11 protein-coding genes are annotated in these 15732 nt (G+C 37.4%); 8 read left to right on the top strand and 3 right to left on the bottom strand.

All coding sequences use genetic code 11. The annotated features are described in order from the left end of the window. The 8 genes from CHRYMOREF3P_RS05580 (at position 1) to CHRYMOREF3P_RS05615 (ending at position 9892) form a co-directional block, all read left to right on the top strand. The gene (locus CHRYMOREF3P_RS05580; protein WP_180564059.1) at positions 1-1668 is read left to right on the top strand and encodes a glycoside hydrolase family 28 protein; all 1668 of its coding nucleotides are present in this window, start codon (positions 1-3) and stop codon (positions 1666-1668) included. A 162-nt stretch (positions 1669-1830) separates the two neighbouring features. Next, on the top strand, positions 1831-2742 hold the full coding sequence (locus tag CHRYMOREF3P_RS05585; protein WP_180564060.1) for an alpha/beta hydrolase: 912 nt from the start codon (positions 1831-1833) through the stop codon (positions 2740-2742). 5 nt (positions 2743-2747) lie between these two features. Continuing rightward, the gene (locus CHRYMOREF3P_RS05590) at positions 2748-3728 is read left to right on the top strand and encodes a pectinesterase family protein (RefSeq protein ID WP_180564061.1); all 981 of its coding nucleotides are present in this window, start codon (positions 2748-2750) and stop codon (positions 3726-3728) included. A gap of 68 nt (positions 3729-3796) precedes the next feature. Further along, positions 3797-4534 (top strand): rhamnogalacturonan acetylesterase, encoded by a 738-nt coding sequence (locus tag CHRYMOREF3P_RS05595; RefSeq protein ID WP_077416242.1) that lies wholly within the window; start codon positions 3797-3799, stop codon positions 4532-4534. Positions 4535-4694: 160 nt separating this feature from the next. Further along, positions 4695-5036 carry a cupin domain-containing protein gene (locus CHRYMOREF3P_RS05600; RefSeq protein WP_180564062.1) on the top strand — a complete coding sequence of 114 codons (342 nt, stop codon included), beginning with the start codon at positions 4695-4697 and terminating at the stop codon, positions 5034-5036. A gap of 55 nt (positions 5037-5091) precedes the next feature. Continuing rightward, positions 5092-5994, top strand: coding sequence for an alpha/beta hydrolase (locus CHRYMOREF3P_RS05605; RefSeq protein WP_180564063.1), 903 nt, complete (start codon positions 5092-5094; stop codon positions 5992-5994). 48 nt (positions 5995-6042) lie between these two features. Then, on the top strand, positions 6043-8517 hold the full coding sequence (locus CHRYMOREF3P_RS05610; RefSeq protein ID WP_180564064.1) for a glycosyl hydrolase family 95 catalytic domain-containing protein: 2475 nt from the start codon (positions 6043-6045) through the stop codon (positions 8515-8517). Positions 8518-8779: 262 nt separating this feature from the next. Next, a complete protein-coding gene (locus CHRYMOREF3P_RS05615; protein WP_077418732.1) occupies positions 8780-9892 on the top strand; it encodes a polysaccharide lyase family 1 protein in 1113 nt (370 codons plus the stop codon). Positions 9893-10202: 310 nt separating this feature from the next. Here CHRYMOREF3P_RS05615 and pelA read toward each other — a convergent pair whose 3' ends face one another. From pelA to CHRYMOREF3P_RS05630, 3 genes are all read right to left on the bottom strand, one after another. Beyond that, complete coding sequence (gene pelA, locus CHRYMOREF3P_RS05620) at positions 10203-11222, bottom strand: pectate lyase (protein WP_077418730.1); 1020 nt, start codon at positions 11220-11222, stop codon at positions 10203-10205. A gap of 2 nt (positions 11223-11224) precedes the next feature. After that, positions 11225-12406 carry a DUF4861 domain-containing protein gene (locus CHRYMOREF3P_RS05625; protein WP_180564065.1) on the bottom strand — a complete coding sequence of 394 codons (1182 nt, stop codon included), beginning with the start codon at positions 12404-12406 and terminating at the stop codon, positions 11225-11227. Positions 12407-12633: 227 nt separating this feature from the next. Then, complete coding sequence (locus tag CHRYMOREF3P_RS05630) at positions 12634-15639, bottom strand: LamG-like jellyroll fold domain-containing protein (RefSeq protein WP_180564066.1); 3006 nt, start codon at positions 15637-15639, stop codon at positions 12634-12636. Positions 15640-15732 lie beyond the last annotated feature (93 nt).

Consider the following 15732-nt stretch of genomic DNA (forward strand, 5'->3'; position numbering starts at 1 on the left):
ATGAAGAAGTCTCTTACAATTATCGGTTTAGTAGCAGTCATGATGTTTTCAGGGCAAACGTATGCTCAGACCCCGGATATTTATAAAAACATTGAGTTTAAAATGCCTCAGGTTGCAGAAACTTCATTTGCAGCCAACACCGTTTCCATCACACAGTATGGTGGCATTGCAGGCGGAAATGTAAAAAATACGGAAGCTTTCAAAAAAGCAATCGAAGACCTTAGCAAAAAAGGCGGCGGAAAATTGGTTGTTCCCCGCGGAATGTGGCTAACAGGTCCTATTGAACTAAAAAGCAACATCAATCTTCACGTGGAAGAAGGCGCTTTCATCATTTTCAGTAAAGATAAAGCAGATTACCCTTTGGTTGACGTAAGTTTTGAAGGGTTAAATACCATTCGTTGCCAATCTCCTATTTCTGCGAAAAATGCAACCAATATTGCCATCACAGGAAAAGGGGTAATCGACGGAAGCGGTGATGCGTGGAGAGCCATCAAAAAAAGTAAAGTTTCAGAATCTGAATGGAAAAACATTGTGAAATCAGGTGGATTATTATCTTCAGACGGAAAAACATGGTTCCCTTCAGAAAGTTATAAAAAAGGATTTGAAAGCAGCTCAAGCTTCAATGTTCCTGATAAAATTTCTAAAGATGAATTGACAACAGTTAAAGATTTTCTCCGTCCGGTAATGGTAAGTTTAGTCGGTTGTGATAAAGTGCTGTTAGACGGACCAACTTTCCAGAATTCTCCGGCATGGAATCTTCACCCGTTAATGTGTACCAACATTATTTTAAGAAATCTTACAGTAAGAAATCCATGGTTTTCACAAAATGGAGACGGTGTAGATCTCGAATCATGTAAAAATGTTTTGATTTACGATAATACTTTTGACGTGGGTGATGATGCCATCTGTATAAAATCAGGGAAAGACCAGGATGGCAGAAAAAGAGGAATGCCGACTGAAAATGTAATTATTAAAAACAATGTTGTATACCACGGTCACGGAGGTTTTGTTATCGGAAGTGAAATGTCCGGCGGAGCAAGAAATATCCACGTTTCCGACTGTACCTTCATCGGAACAGACATCGGTCTTCGTTTTAAAACAACCCGTGGAAGAGGTGGAATTGTTGAAAATATTTACATTAAAAATATTGACATGATCAATATTCCGACACAGACAATTGGTTTTAATATGTTCTACGAAGGAGCTTCTCCGGTATTGGAGGACGGACAAAAACAGGAAGGTAACAAGGCCCCTGAAAAAGTATATCCGGTAACAGAAGAAACACCGGTTTTCAGAAATATTTTCTTTAAAAACATCAATGCCGTTAATTCTGATGAAGCCATTACATTATTCGGGTTAGCAGAAATGAATCTTAAAAATATTGTCATTGAAGATTCGCAGTTTGATACGAGAAAAGCATTAACAATTGTAGACGCAGACGGCATTCAATTGAAAAATGTAAAACTGAAATATACAGAAGGAACGGGAGCAACCATTTACAACAGTAAAAACATCAATCTTTCAACGGTGAAGTTTGAATCTGCCAATAAACCTGTTGTGAAAGTCTTAGGAAGCAAAACGGGAGCTGTATTGGTTCCTAAAGAAGTGATATCCGATAAAAATTCACTTTCCATCGGAAAAGATGTAGCGAAAAACGCAGTTAAATAAAATGCATCAAGAATAAGATTAAACCATTAAGATTGATTAAGTTTTTAAGAATATTAAGTTGAGCTTTGCTTTGAATAATACTTTTAAAATCAGAATGATTTTCTTAATTAAACTTAACTCCTTCAATATTCATAATGGTTCAAAATTTTAAAATTTGACAACATGAATTTTAACAGAAAACATACTTATATTTCTATTTTTTTTGTAGGGACAATGGCATTTGGGCAGGTAAACAGACCGAATGCTACTCCTTACACCAATGAAGCGACATATGAAAAATTAAAGAAAAAATATCCTTTTATCACACCTATCGACCGGCCTGTTCCACAAAACATTGGAGTTGATAAAGATGTAAAATATACCAATATCAACGGACTTTCGTTAAAAGCTGACATCTACTATCCTCTCGATACATCAAAAAAACATCCGGGAATTGCAATGGTTCACGGGGGTGGCTGGGTCTCGGGAAGTAAGGAGAATGAAAAATTTATGGCAATGGAGCTGGCTTCAAAAGGTTATATAGTAATTGCTATCGGATACCGGTTGGCAGATGTTGCAAAATATCCTGCCGGGGTTGAAGATATTGAAACGGGCATTCAATGGTTGAAGAAAAATCATTCAATATATTCTTTAGACAAAAAGAAAATGGTGGTTTTGGGTGAATCTGCCGGAGCACAGATCGCCACTTTAGTCGGTGTCAGGAAAAAGATTAAAGTACAGGCTATCGTCAATGTAGACGGCGTTGTTTCATTTGTTCATGAAGAATCCGGAAAAGAAGGAACCTACGATGCTTATTGGCTGGGTTATCAGCAAAAAGACAATCCTAAAATCTGGAAAGAAGCCTCACCCTTGGAGTATGTGGATAAAAATACACCTCCTACCCTTTTCATCAACAGTTCGCAGCCACGTTTTCATGCAGGAAGAGACGATATGATGAAAAAACTGAAGAGCTATAATATACCGACTGAGTTTCATGAAATCAAAGATACCCCGCATTCTTTCTGGTCGGCAGAACCCTGGTTTACAGAAACATTGAATTTAACGGTTGACTTTTTAAATAAAGTTTTGAAATAGCTTTTATGAGAAAATTATTTTTAATTCTGTTCATATCGATGGCAAATTTTCTCTTTGCAGGAAATGATCCTTACATAAAAATTATCGTAGCCAAAGACGGAAGCGGAGATTTCACATCCATTCAAAAAGCGATCAATTCTATCAGAGATTTAGGTCCGGCAGAAGCTTTAGTTTTTATTAAATCCGGAACGTATAATGAAAAAGTTGTTATTCCCTCTTCAAAACATAAAATCACATTAGAAGGCGAAAATAAAGACAACACAATCATCACTAACAATGATTTTTCAGGAAAATTGAATTCTTTTAATGAAAAGATGACAACCTTCAATTCTTACACTTTATCAGTGATGGGTGATGAAATTAAAATCAGTAACCTGACGATTCAAAATTCTTCGTGTAATGAAGGACAGGCAGTTTCTCTCCATGTGGAAGGTGACCGTTTTATGATTAAAAACTCAAATATTCTGGGCTGTCAGGATACCATTTATTCCGCAACCAACCACAGCAGGCAATATTTCGAAAACTGCTATATCGAAGGAACAACAGATTTTATTTTCGGACAGGCAACGGTTGTTTTTAAAAATTGTACGATTAAAAGCTTAGCCGATTCTTACATCACCGCAGCTGCAACAGAAGCCGACAGAAAGTATGGCTTTGTCTTTTTCGACTGTAAATTAATCGCCAAAGAAGGCATTACAAAAGTTTATTTGGGAAGACCCTGGAGACCTTACGCCAAAACCGTTTTCATTAACACCGAAATGGGAAAACACATCCTTCCCGAAGGCTGGAATCCCTGGAAAGGCGACAAAATGTTTCCTGATAAAGAAAAGACCACTTATTATGCAGAATCTGGCAGCAAAGGGGAAGGAGGAAATATCTCCAAACGGGTAAGCTGGTCACATCAGCTGACGAAAAAAGATTTGAAAAATTATACTTTAGAAAAAATTTTTGATGGTTGGAAACCAACCATGAGTAATAAGTCTTGAACTTTTGGTTCTTTTGTTTGACTACGTCAATTTTAAGACAAAAGAAAACGAATTAAAAATTATTTAAAATGAAAAAACTACTTTTAATAGTATACATTTGCTTAGCAACATTCGTATTTGCTCAACAAAAGCCAACCCTATTCCTCATCGGCGATTCTACTATGGCCAACAAAGAAAATCCGGATAAAAATCCAGAACACGGTTGGGGACAGGTTCTGCCACAGTTTTTAACAACAGGAATTGAAATTCAGAATCATGCGATGAACGGCAGAAGTTCAAAAAGCTTCCGGACTGAAGGCAGATGGGATAAAGTTGAAAAACAGTTAAAAAAAGGTGATTTTGTTATTATTCAGTTTGGCCATAATGACCAGAAATTAAAAGATTCCACGAAATTCACCAATCCTTATACGCAATACAGAGCCAATCTGGAAAGATATGTGAACGAAGCCAGAGCAAAAGGAGCCAACCCCATTCTGATGACTTCTATTGTAAGAAGAAATTTCAATGAAAACGGAGTTTTGATTGATACCCATAAAGAATACCCTTTAGTGGTAAGAATGGTGGCCAATGATCTGAAAGTTCCGTTTGTAGATATGCAGTTACTGACAGAACAACTGGAAGTTTCTTACGGTCCTGAAAATTCAAAAAAACTACATCTGCATTACAAAGAAGGAGAAGATCCTTACTATCCGAAAGGAAAAGACGATGATACTCATTTATCAACATTAGGCGCAGAATCAGTTGCAAAACTGGCGTTGAAGAATTTGAAGAGTTTAAAAATCGGCTTGGAGAAATATATTAAATAGTTCTTTAACGTAAGTAATTAAACAGCTTATTTATCATTCAGAGCTGAACGAAATGTAGCGTGGAATCTAAATAATTCATTGATAATACGAAGTTTATATTCTACGGAATGACAAATTGGGCTTAAAATTTTAATTAAATAATAATTCAAAAACATAAAAAATGAAATTCAAAAAAGAACCCTTCTTCGATGGTAATTCAGAATGGGAAGATTTAGGAGCCGGAGTTTCCAGACAATTTGTGGGTTACAATTCTCAGGTGATGATGGTGATTGTAAAGTTTGAAAAAGATGCAATCGGAGCTTTGCACCAGCATTTTCATTCGCAGATTACCTATGTTGCTTCAGGAAAGTTTGAAGTAACAGTTAATGGTGAAACAAAAATTTTACAGCAAGGTGACGGATTTTTCGCGCAGCCCAATATTTTTCATGGAGTGAAATGTCTGGAAGCGGGACAGCTAATTGATGCTTTTACACCGTTTAGAGAGGATTTTCTTAAAGATTAATTTCTAAAATTCAAACCTTATAAGGTTAAACAAGCTTTACCCAAATGATCTAGTTATGAAAAAAATTGCATTCTTGCTATTAATTTTCTTCACGCTTCATTTATCCGCACAGGAAAAAATCATGGTCTGGCCAAAAGGTCAGATGCCAAATTCTAAAGGGTTGCCCTTAAAAACAGAAGAAAAAGACGGAAGAATCATACAGATAAAAGAAACCGAGCTTTTTGCTTTTTTACCTCCAAAAGAAGAAAGAAAACAGATGGCTGTGATCGTCATTCCCGGCGGTGGATATTACAAACTCACTTATGATTTGGGCGGTTATCAGATCGCAAAATGGTTCAATACCCAAGGAATTTCGGCCTTTGTTTTAAATTATCGGCTGCCGACTTCTCCAGACCTGAAACAAAAAGAAATTGCTCCGTTACAGGATATCCAGGCAGCCATAAAATATCTCAGAAAAAATGCTGAGCAGTACGGCATTTCGCCGGAAAAGATCGGGGTCATCGGAACTTCTGCAGGTGGACATTTGGCAGCATCTGTGAGCAATATTTCTACAGATTATACCGAATTAAAAGAAGATTGGACTTCAATTCCTACGATTCCCAATTTTGCGATTCTGGTCTCTCCGGTTATTGATTTAGGGGAATTTGCTCATGTTGGAAGCAGAAATAGTTTACTTGGTGAAAATGCTTCTCCTGAAAAAATCAAAGAATATTCAATGCAAAACCGGGTAACGGAAAAAACTCCGCCCACCATTTTATTTCATGCCCAAAATGATAAAACCGTTCCTGTGATGAACAGTATTTTATACTATCAGGAAATGATAAAAAATAAAGTGAAGGGAGCAATGTTTATTTTTCCTGAAGGTGAACATAAAATCGGAATTACGAATAAATCTGAACTGACGGATAACTGGAAAAAATTATGTTCAGACTGGCTTAAAACCATTAACAATAAGTAATGGGTAATTAAAAATATCAGAAAACGAAACTATTTTAACAAATAAAAGATGCTGAAAATCAAGCAACATAAAATCTTTTTACTGGCTTTTGGAATGGTGATTTCAGTTTCAGTTCAGGCGCAGCAAAACTTAAAACTGATTTATAACAAGCCTGCAGAAAACTGGAACGAAGCTTTACCGATTGGAAACGGAAAATTAGGGGCTATGGTTTTTGGTGGAGTTTCGCAGGAACATCTTCAACTTAATGAAGAAACAATCTGGGCAGGAGAACCGGGAAATAATGTTCCGAAAAATACATTCGACAGCATCCAAAAAATCAGAAAACTGTTGAATGAAGGCCAGTTTGAACAAGCTCAAAAATTATCAAATACAACGTATCCAAGAGCTGCCCCAAAAGATTTGAATTATGGAATGCCTTATCAGACGATGGGCGATCTGTTTCTGGATTTTAAAGGTCATGAACATTTTAAAAATTACACCCGGACGTTAGATATTGAAAAGGCAATCAGTACCGTTTCCTACGAAGTAAATGGAGTGTCTTTCAAGCGTGAAATTTTCTCATCTTTTGTGCACAACGTGATTATGATTAAATTATCTTCCAGTAAAAAAGGAAATCTTAATTTTTCTATTAATGCTTCTACTCCACACCTGAAGAAATCAATTTTTACAGAGAAAAATCAATTGGTGATTACCGGAACAAGCGGTTCTTCCGATAATAAAACTGGAAAAATTAATTTTGAAACAGTGGCATTTCCTGTTTTAAAAGGCGGAAAACTAACCTCAACAACCGATCAACTTGAAATTTCCGGAGCAGATGAAGTGGTCATTTATGTTTCGATTGCTACGAATTTTAAAAAGTATAATGATATTTCCGGAAATCCAGATGCGAGAGTTTCGGAATATTTACAATCAGCTTTACATAAAAAATATAATGTTGAATTAAAAGCTCACATTCAAAAATATCAGAAATATTTCAAACGTGTCAGTCTTGATTTAGGAACAACAGAACAGGCGAAAAAAACAACTGACCTTCGAATTAAAGAATTTGGAAGTTCAGAAGATCCGGATCTGGTGGCTTTATACTTCCAATTCGGACGCTATCTTTTAATATCTTCTTCACAACCGGGAACTCAGCCTGCCAATCTTCAGGGAATCTGGAACGATCAGCTGAATCCTGCCTGGGACAGTAAATTTACCGTGAACATCAATACAGAAATGAACTACTGGCCAGCTGAAAATACAAACCTCAGCGAAATGCACGAACCCTTATTTGAGATGATTCAGGATTTATCGGTGACCGGACAGGAATCTGCCAAAGAAATGTATCACGCCAGAGGCTGGAATATGCATCACAATACAGATTTGTGGAGGATCACAGGAATTGTAGACGGCGGGTTTTACGGAATGTGGCCGATGGGCGGAGCATGGCTGACTCAGCACATCTGGAATCATTATCTGTACACCGGAGATCAGCAATTTTTGAAAAAACATTATGCTGCTCTGAAAGGTTGTGCCTTGTTTTATCTCGATGTCCTGCAGCAGGATCCTTCGAAAAAATTTCTGGTGGTTTCGCCTTCCATGTCGCCTGAAAACACCTACATGAAAAGTGTGGGAATTACGGCCGGAACAACGATGGATAATCAGTTGGTCTTTGATGTTTTTAATAATTTCATTCATGCTTCAAAAATTCTAAATGAAGATAAAAGCCTCTCGGATGAAGTAAAATCGGCTTTAAATAAACTTCCGCCCATGCAGATCGGGCAACACACCCAATTGCAGGAATGGCTTCAAGATATGGACAGAACCGATGATAAACACAGACATATTTCGCATCTGTACGGACTTTTTCCGTCGGGGCAAATCTCTCCTTTCAGAAATCCTGATTTAACAGAAGCTGCAAAAAATTCGATGACGTACCGCGGTGACAAATCCACAGGCTGGTCAATGGGCTGGAAAGTAAACTGGTGGGCAAGACTATTGGACGGAAACAAAGCTTTTAAATTAATTTCAGATCAGCTAACACCCGCTCCAATGGAAACAAAAGGTCAATCAGGAGGAACGTATCCTAATCTTCTGGATGCACATCCGCCATTTCAGATTGATGGAAATTTTGGATGTACTTCAGGAATTGCAGAACTATTACTGCAAAGCTATGACGGTTATATTTATATTTTGCCGGCCCTTCCTGATGCTTTACCCAATGGTTCTGTGAAAGGGTTAAGAGCAAGAGGTGGTTTTGAAATCGATATCGAATGGAAAAATTCTAAACTGATGAAACTGGTTGTGAAATCTTCTCTGGGAGGAAATGCCAGAATCAGAATTGCGAAAGATATTCAGCTAAAATCTAAAACAAGTTTTACTTCCGCAACAGAAGAAAATTCAAATCCATATTATCAGGTGAATGCTATTAAAACGCCATTAGTTTCAGACAGAGCTGAATTAAAAGGTTACCCTATTCCTGAAACGCAGGTTTTTGATTTTGATACTGAAAAAGGACAAACGTATATTTTTGAATCAAAATAATAGGTAATAAATAATAAGCAGAAAATCTCCCGCAGATTTCAGAATTCACAGTAAATAACCTATGTAATTCTGAAATCTGCGGGAATTTTATTTGTAAAAACCAATTTATTAAATAATTTCAATTAATAATAAAGTGCAACCGATTGAATAAATATATTTAATAACATTATAATTATATAAATATTAATATATTAAAATATAAAACATTTAAATATAAAATATATAATTTTACAACCTAATCCAATAACAACAAATTATTACTATGAAAACAACATTTAAAGCTGCCCTTCTTACGGTAGCTCTAAGCTTTGCCTTGACTGGCTGCGGGCAGGAAGACATCAAAACAGATTTAACGGAAAATCCAAACCAACTTACTCTTGCAAACAAACTCGTTGCCAATGCCGTAGTTCCTTTAGCAAACTGTGTAGCCCCGGGATGGGCTTCTCAAAATGGTGGAACAACCGGTGGTGGAACAGCTGCTGAAACTACTGTGACTACCTATGCTCAGTTAAAAGCTGCGATCGAAAACACAGCGGTAAAAGTCATTAAAGTGACAGGAACCATCACCATTACGACTCGTCTTTCACTTCAGGATCAAACGGGAAAAACACTTTACGGGGCAAGCGGTGCAAAATTGGTTTCTACAGACCAGACGGCAAGTGGTTCAGGAATTATCAATATTAAAAGATGCAACAATATCGTTATCAGAAATCTGATTTTCGAAGGTCCGGGAGCTTATGATACAGACGGCTGGGACAATGCTATTTTGGATGACTGCAGAAATGTATGGATCGACCATTGCGAATTCAGAGACGGTGTAGACGGGAATTTTGATATTAAAAACAAATCTGACTTCGTTACGGTTTCTTATACGAAATTCCATTACCTGAAAGCTCCGAAACCTGGTGGTTCAGGAGGAACAGATGACCACAGATTCTCCAATCTTATCGGATCGAGTGACGGTGCAACAGCCGATGCGGGAAAACTGAATGTAACATTTGTTCGCTGCTGGTGGGCTCCGGGATGCAGAGAGCGTATGCCGAGAGTGAGATTTGGTAAAATACATATTGTTAACAGCTATTTCAACAGTTCTGTAAGCAACAAATGTATTGCAGCAGGAGTCCAGGCGAATATCCGTGTCGATGGAAACGTATTTGAGAATGTAAAAGAGCCCATTAACCTGATGAGCGGTTACACAGCGGTTACCGTTACTTCCAACAATACATTTACCAACGTTACCGGAAACACAGCAGGAAGCGGTACGGCATTTACTCCGCCTTATACGATCCCAATGCTTTCTTTATCTTCTGTAAAGTCTGATGTAACGACCAATGCAGGCGCAACTTTAGGAGGCAATATTTGCAATACGTTATAAATAAAAATTAGAATTAGAAACGAAAATGACTGAGTGTAGCGCTCAGTCATTTTCTATTTATAGTATTTTTTATTTAGGAGCTTTTTCCCGCTTTCCGTTGCAATCTTTTTTTTCAAAAAAGGATTTTCACTGCAATCGGGGCTAGGGCTGTAATCGCCTTTTCAATATGAGTAGTAATTAGCCAAAAAGGTTGTTTTAAAAGAGATTGCTTCGTCGTTTTGCTCCTCGCAATGACACCAAAAACACCACAACTCCACTTCTCACTCTCACTCTCACTCTCACTCTCACTCTCACTCTCCAACCCTTAAAACTAAGGCATCACATTATTCTTCTGTGTCCATTTCGGAAACTCTTTATTGATCAGCTTATCAGCAAAATCACCGAACCAGCTGTAGCCGTTTCTTCTTTCCTCAGAAACCTCGTTGTAGTTATATTTTACGCTTCCATCGCGGTCACCAAAAAGAGGTTTATTATTATTAATATCATAAAATCTTGCCCAGATCACAGAATTTTTGTCCTCAGCCAAAGTCCGGACAGCTTTTCCGTTTACTTTTGAAACATTGTAGCTGTAGCCTTCAATTTTATTTTGCTTAAACCAGTTGACAGCAGATTTTATCGATTTTTCAACTTCGGGAGTTACAGGCTGCAGCATTAAAAACCTTACAATTCCTACGGATTCTCCGGTTGCCAGAGAAATAGGCTCAAACGCCCTTGCTTTATCGGGCTGAAGCGTAATTTCGTTGTACTGGTCGCCCCAGATTGTTGGAATTCCTTTTTGTAAAACCTGAGTTTTCAAGATGCATTCAATTCCTTTTTGTACAGCTATTTTTGATTTTTCCTTTAATTTAGAATCAACAACATTAAAATCATTTTTCCCTTCCGCCACATTATACAAAACCGTCAAAGCGTTAATCATCGCATTGTCATTATAGGTCACCTGCTTTCTGTACAATCCGGAATTCGGATAATATTGTGGAAAACCTCCGTTTTTATACTGCATTAAAAGAAGATAGCTGATTCCTTTCTCTGCAGATTTCAGATATTCAGGATTTTTTGTGATGGAATATGCTTTTATTAAGGCATTAATTTCCTTTGACGTTGCGTTGTTATCAATCGTTGCGTGATCGTCACCCGTGGCCTTTATCCTTTTCAAAAGATCTTTATCGAGCGGCAAATTATAATTCACCACAGATTTATCCTCAAGCTGTTTGCCCCAACCGCCAATTGGAAGTTGGTATACCAGCATTTTTTCGGCTAAAGTATCTTTAACCTGAGCAGAAAAAACAGCTGTTATTAAAGAAAAGGCAACTATTGAAAGTTTTAATTTCATGATTATTTAATTTGGATAATTAATGGATTTGCAATCATCTGAGATTGTTTTTGCAATAAAGTTTCCCAATCTTTTTGTGTCTGAATCTGTCCGCTTTTCTGCCATGCAAACCCGGCGTAATAAGTCAGTTTATTTTGAGGTTTTGTCACCACTAACAGGTTGCTCTGATCCGGAGTTTCAGATTTAAAAGCAACAGATTTTTCAACAATTTTAGGATCTACAACCACTCCTTCTCCTACAAAAGCATCGTCAATTTTTTCCCAGTGGAAATAATATCCGTTTTTGTCGTTTAGTTTTGCTTCCCCTTCATTTTTATGCAAAGTAATTCCGATCGTGTAATTGGGAACCTGCTTTTCAACCTGAAAATTGGATTCAAACTTTGAAAAATTGGAGCCCAGATCAAGGGAAATCCGTTTTGTTTCTTTCACTCCGAATTCACTCCATGGATTGTAGGTTAATTCAAAAACTGTTCTTAAAGGACCTTCCGCAATGGTTTTGGAACTCACAAAATTTTGTGACACCTGAAGCTTTTCATTCACCCAAATTCCAATTCCACCTGTTCCCCGGCTGTCTCCAACCTGGTAAGGATCGTAGCCCTCACCTCTCGTGTCTTTGTGATAGTACATCGGATCGGTCAGATAGCCCTTATACCATTTATTGATAATGGGTTGATCGGTTCTTTTCAGCCAGATATCAACACCGCTGGAAAGTGTACTTCCTTTAACGCCCTGCAAAGCTTCCTGCTGACCTTTTGGACCATACACTCTGAAAGCAATTTTGTCATTTTCCCAAGTATAATCGTCTGCGCGCTCCGGAACCAGTCTTGAATATGTCGAAACTTTGGTTTCAGGAATCAGAGTTTTCTCATCAGCTACAATTGTATAAGAATTTGTTTTTTTAGCGTTAATATTTGCCTGAAAAAGGAGTTCATCATTTTTCCCATCTCCATCATAATCGATCCACTGAATAGGAAGATATTTATTGTTGCTGTCTTTTATTCTAAGATCAGACTCTTTGTTTTTATTTAAAAATGATTTTAATTGATCTACAGAAATTGAAACGACTTCATTTCTTGAAAAATTCAATGTATTTTTTATCTGGATAGAATTTTGTGCTTTCAGAAAAGAACTCGTGCAAACGATTGCACAAATACATCCGGAAATTAAAAATTTTGATCTAAACATAATTATTCAATTGAGTTGTAAAAATCAAAAATAATGATAAGTTTCTTATGAACGTCAAAAAATAATCAAATTTTAAATCTAACAGGCTGATTTAGAAAAATATTTGAAATAATCTATTCTGCTTGACTCTTGCAGAAGTAAAAATTTACAATTAAAGAAAAATCCTTTCAAAATGATTTGAAAGGACTTCTTTTAAGTATGAATGAAATTAACGTTGGTAATACCTTTTATTTAATAATAATTTTAAAATTACTATTCAGATTTTCTCCTGAAACATTGAGTATATAATTTCCTGAGGCTTTTTTGTCTGCAATATTTAATGTAAAGATCCCTTTTCCATCAGTATTAATCTTTTCTTTGGCAACGATATTTCCTGTCAGATCAATAATTGTTGCCGTTAAACTGGATTTTCTATATTCGGGAAGCTTGATGAAAATCTGGTCTTTTGCAGGATTCGGATATACTGTTCCTACATTTTTGCTGATGCTGAATTCATTATTACTCAGCACGGCCTGATTGTACAAAGTATAGATTTCTGTTGGAGATAAAGCATAATTGTACAACTTAAGTTCGTCGAACGCACCTTTATAAGGAGCCGGAGTATTGGCAGTTGATAAAAACTCAAGCTCACCAATATTCCCGATGATCAGATCACTTGCTTCACCAATCCCTGTAACCGCAGTTTCGTCTCCTTCAGTCATTAAAGTGCCATTGGCATAAATTCTCATTTTATGCGCAGCAATATCTCTCTGAATCACAACATGCACCCAGTTATCAGTAAAATAATTGGCAATAGGTGATGTGATTTCTTTTTTCGTAACGTCATCATCAATAGCATATCTCAGCTGACCTCCTTTGATTTCTATATTAAAACGTTTACCGGTAGCTCCCGTTGCCGTATTTTTAGTGAAAGAACCTTTACACAATACATACAGACTTGTAGACGAAGACGATGGTATCATGCTTGTTAGAGCTTTCATCCAAAAAGAAACAGTAAACGAATGATTATCAAATAAAATATGATTCTGATGAGGAATACTGGCGATGTACATATTACCAGGTGAAGTTGCCAGATCAAGGGCGTTGTTTTCTTTTCCCGGCACTCTTACATTGGCATTATCATAAGCTGTATTTAGTACTCCATGATTGGCAAAAGACGTTATATCTGCAATTTGTGCACCAGCGGAAGGAGCCTCTGCAAACGGCCAGTTGCCAACAAGACCTTGAGCCAATGCACGAAAATTCCACACATCTCCCACAGCAGTACCAAGAACACTGGAAGCATCAATTCTCCAATAGTAATTTACTGCCGGATTTAAATTATTAAGCTGATATGATGGCGCAGCAGAATAAGATAAAGTTGCAATAGTGCTTAAATTTAAAGGATCTGTTCCAAAATAAACGGTATACGTTGTTGTGTTTGGACTGCCATTCCATTTTAAAAGCAGGTTTCCACCGTTCAACTCAACGTTATTATTGCCAGTTGCGGGAATCGGGTTATTTGCTTTTGTGGGAGCTGATGGGATTGGTGGTGTGGTTACTGATGTATTTGATGTATAAACTGAAGATTGTGATGTATTTGTTGCTTTAACTCTATAATAATATTGAGTATCAGGCGTTAAACTGGCTTCATTATAACTTGTTGCATTCGCCCCCAATGTTGCAATGACGGTAAAATTAGTACCATCGGTAGAACGTTCTACAATATAATTAGTTTCATTTGCAGCATTATCGTTCCAATTAACGGTTAAAAAACTTGAAGGTGAAGCTCCTGTAGTTGTGATTGCATTGGTGAAATTCACATTTGTTGGCGGAATAATGAAATCCGGAGGAGTTGTATTGGGCAGACTGTTAATATAAACCTCAATATTCAGATACGGAGCATGTGTTGTGCTTACTGCCAAAGCATCGAAGACAGTTGGATTCAGTCCATTGACTGTTTCCCATGCATCAGGCATTCCGTCATTGTCAGTATCCAAAGGAGCCGGCGCACCATAAACATGCCCCGCACCGCCATTGGTAAACCCAAATTGGGTCGTCAAATCAGTTTGTACATAAACATAAGTAGCTGTTGTCCCTTTCGACATTAAATCTGAAATCATTAAGCCATCTACCTGATCGCGTCTTGGATAGGATGCTCCTACACTTGTAACAATTTTATTATATGCCTCCTGAGCGGTTAATGTAGGGGTTTTCATCGGATAATCATACGGAGTAGCCATTATGGCTGCCGGATCTCCTACAGGGTAACCCACTAAGCTTTGAGGAACTGCAGCTCCATCTAATGCTCCATTTTTATTATTATCAAAATAATTCCCGGAACCATATAAATTGAAATTGGCATTTCCAACACTGAAAGGCGTGGTAACAGTATTGCTTGTATTGGGACCTCCGATAAAATAATTGTTGATGATATTGGCAAAAGAGCTTCCCGCTGAATCTCCTCCCATGATGTATGCCTCCCCGGATTGGGTGTGACCGTAGGTGTTTCCATAATTACCCCAGTTATAAACTACATTATTGACAAACTCATTGATTCCTTTTATTTTATTATTACGGGTTTTATTACAGATATATAAATTTCCGATTAAACTGATCTTTCCCCCTGGCGGAGGCTGCATTAATCCTCCCGCAGAATGATTATGACGGTGCATTCCCTGCCCTATAATAGAATTCTGAATCGTTATATTATCGGGACTTGTGCCGTTGTTATCCCAGTTAACTGAGAATACTTCGTCTGTACCCCAGGTAAAAGTCATATGATCTAAGATGATGTTTGCCCCGTTGGCTATTCCTGATGCATCCTGATTTTGAGATGTCCCACCATAACGGATGCGAAGATATCTGGCAATTGTGTTATTGGCTCCTGTAAATGATACTCTGGGCCCCAAAAATACAATTCCTTCTCCGGGAGCAGTTTGCCCGGCAATTGTGGTATTAGCCGCCACAGCAACAACCGATTGTAAGTTAACAATACCTCCCACTTTAAATATAACAAACCGGCCCGGCTGACTCACCGCATCACGGAATGAACCCGGGCCGCTGTCATTTAAATTGGTAACCAGATAAATCTGAGGATTTGCCGCACCTCTTGCTCCCGTAGTATATCTTCCAAAACCGGTTGCTTCCGGAAATGCCAATGTCTGAGCCCTAAAATCAATAGTGGATAATGCTAATCCACAAAACAATAAAGATTTAAGAGTGGGTTTAAACAGTAAAGATTTATTTTTCATAAATATTAATTTTGTGTTAACTAATCTATCCACAAAACCAATACTGAGCATCCTGCTCCGTCCTGCTGACCTATATATCAAGCAATTACAAAA

The sequence above is a fragment of the Chryseobacterium sp. JV274 genome, assembly GCF_903969135.1.
GTDB lineage: Bacteria > Bacteroidota > Bacteroidia > Flavobacteriales > Weeksellaceae > Chryseobacterium.

Coding starts and splice junctions, on each gene's coding strand:
- CHRYMOREF3P_RS05580 (WP_180564059.1), top strand. CDS start 1: ATGAAGAAGTCTCTTACAATTATCGGTTTAGTAGCAGTCATGATGTTT.
- CHRYMOREF3P_RS05585 (WP_180564060.1), top strand. CDS start 1,831: ATGAATTTTAACAGAAAACATACTTATATTTCTATTTTTTTTGTAGGG.
- CHRYMOREF3P_RS05590 (WP_180564061.1), top strand. CDS start 2,748: ATGAGAAAATTATTTTTAATTCTGTTCATATCGATGGCAAATTTTCTC.
- CHRYMOREF3P_RS05595 (WP_077416242.1), top strand. CDS start 3,797: ATGAAAAAACTACTTTTAATAGTATACATTTGCTTAGCAACATTCGTA.
- CHRYMOREF3P_RS05600 (WP_180564062.1), top strand. CDS start 4,695: ATGAAATTCAAAAAAGAACCCTTCTTCGATGGTAATTCAGAATGGGAA.
- CHRYMOREF3P_RS05605 (WP_180564063.1), top strand. CDS start 5,092: ATGAAAAAAATTGCATTCTTGCTATTAATTTTCTTCACGCTTCATTTA.
- CHRYMOREF3P_RS05610 (WP_180564064.1), top strand. CDS start 6,043: ATGCTGAAAATCAAGCAACATAAAATCTTTTTACTGGCTTTTGGAATG.
- CHRYMOREF3P_RS05615 (WP_077418732.1), top strand. CDS start 8,780: ATGAAAACAACATTTAAAGCTGCCCTTCTTACGGTAGCTCTAAGCTTT.
- pelA (WP_077418730.1), bottom strand. CDS start 11,222: ATGAAATTAAAACTTTCAATAGTTGCCTTTTCTTTAATAACAGCTGTT.
- CHRYMOREF3P_RS05625 (WP_180564065.1), bottom strand. CDS start 12,406: ATGTTTAGATCAAAATTTTTAATTTCCGGATGTATTTGTGCAATCGTT.
- CHRYMOREF3P_RS05630 (WP_180564066.1), bottom strand. CDS start 15,639: ATGAAAAATAAATCTTTACTGTTTAAACCCACTCTTAAATCTTTATTG.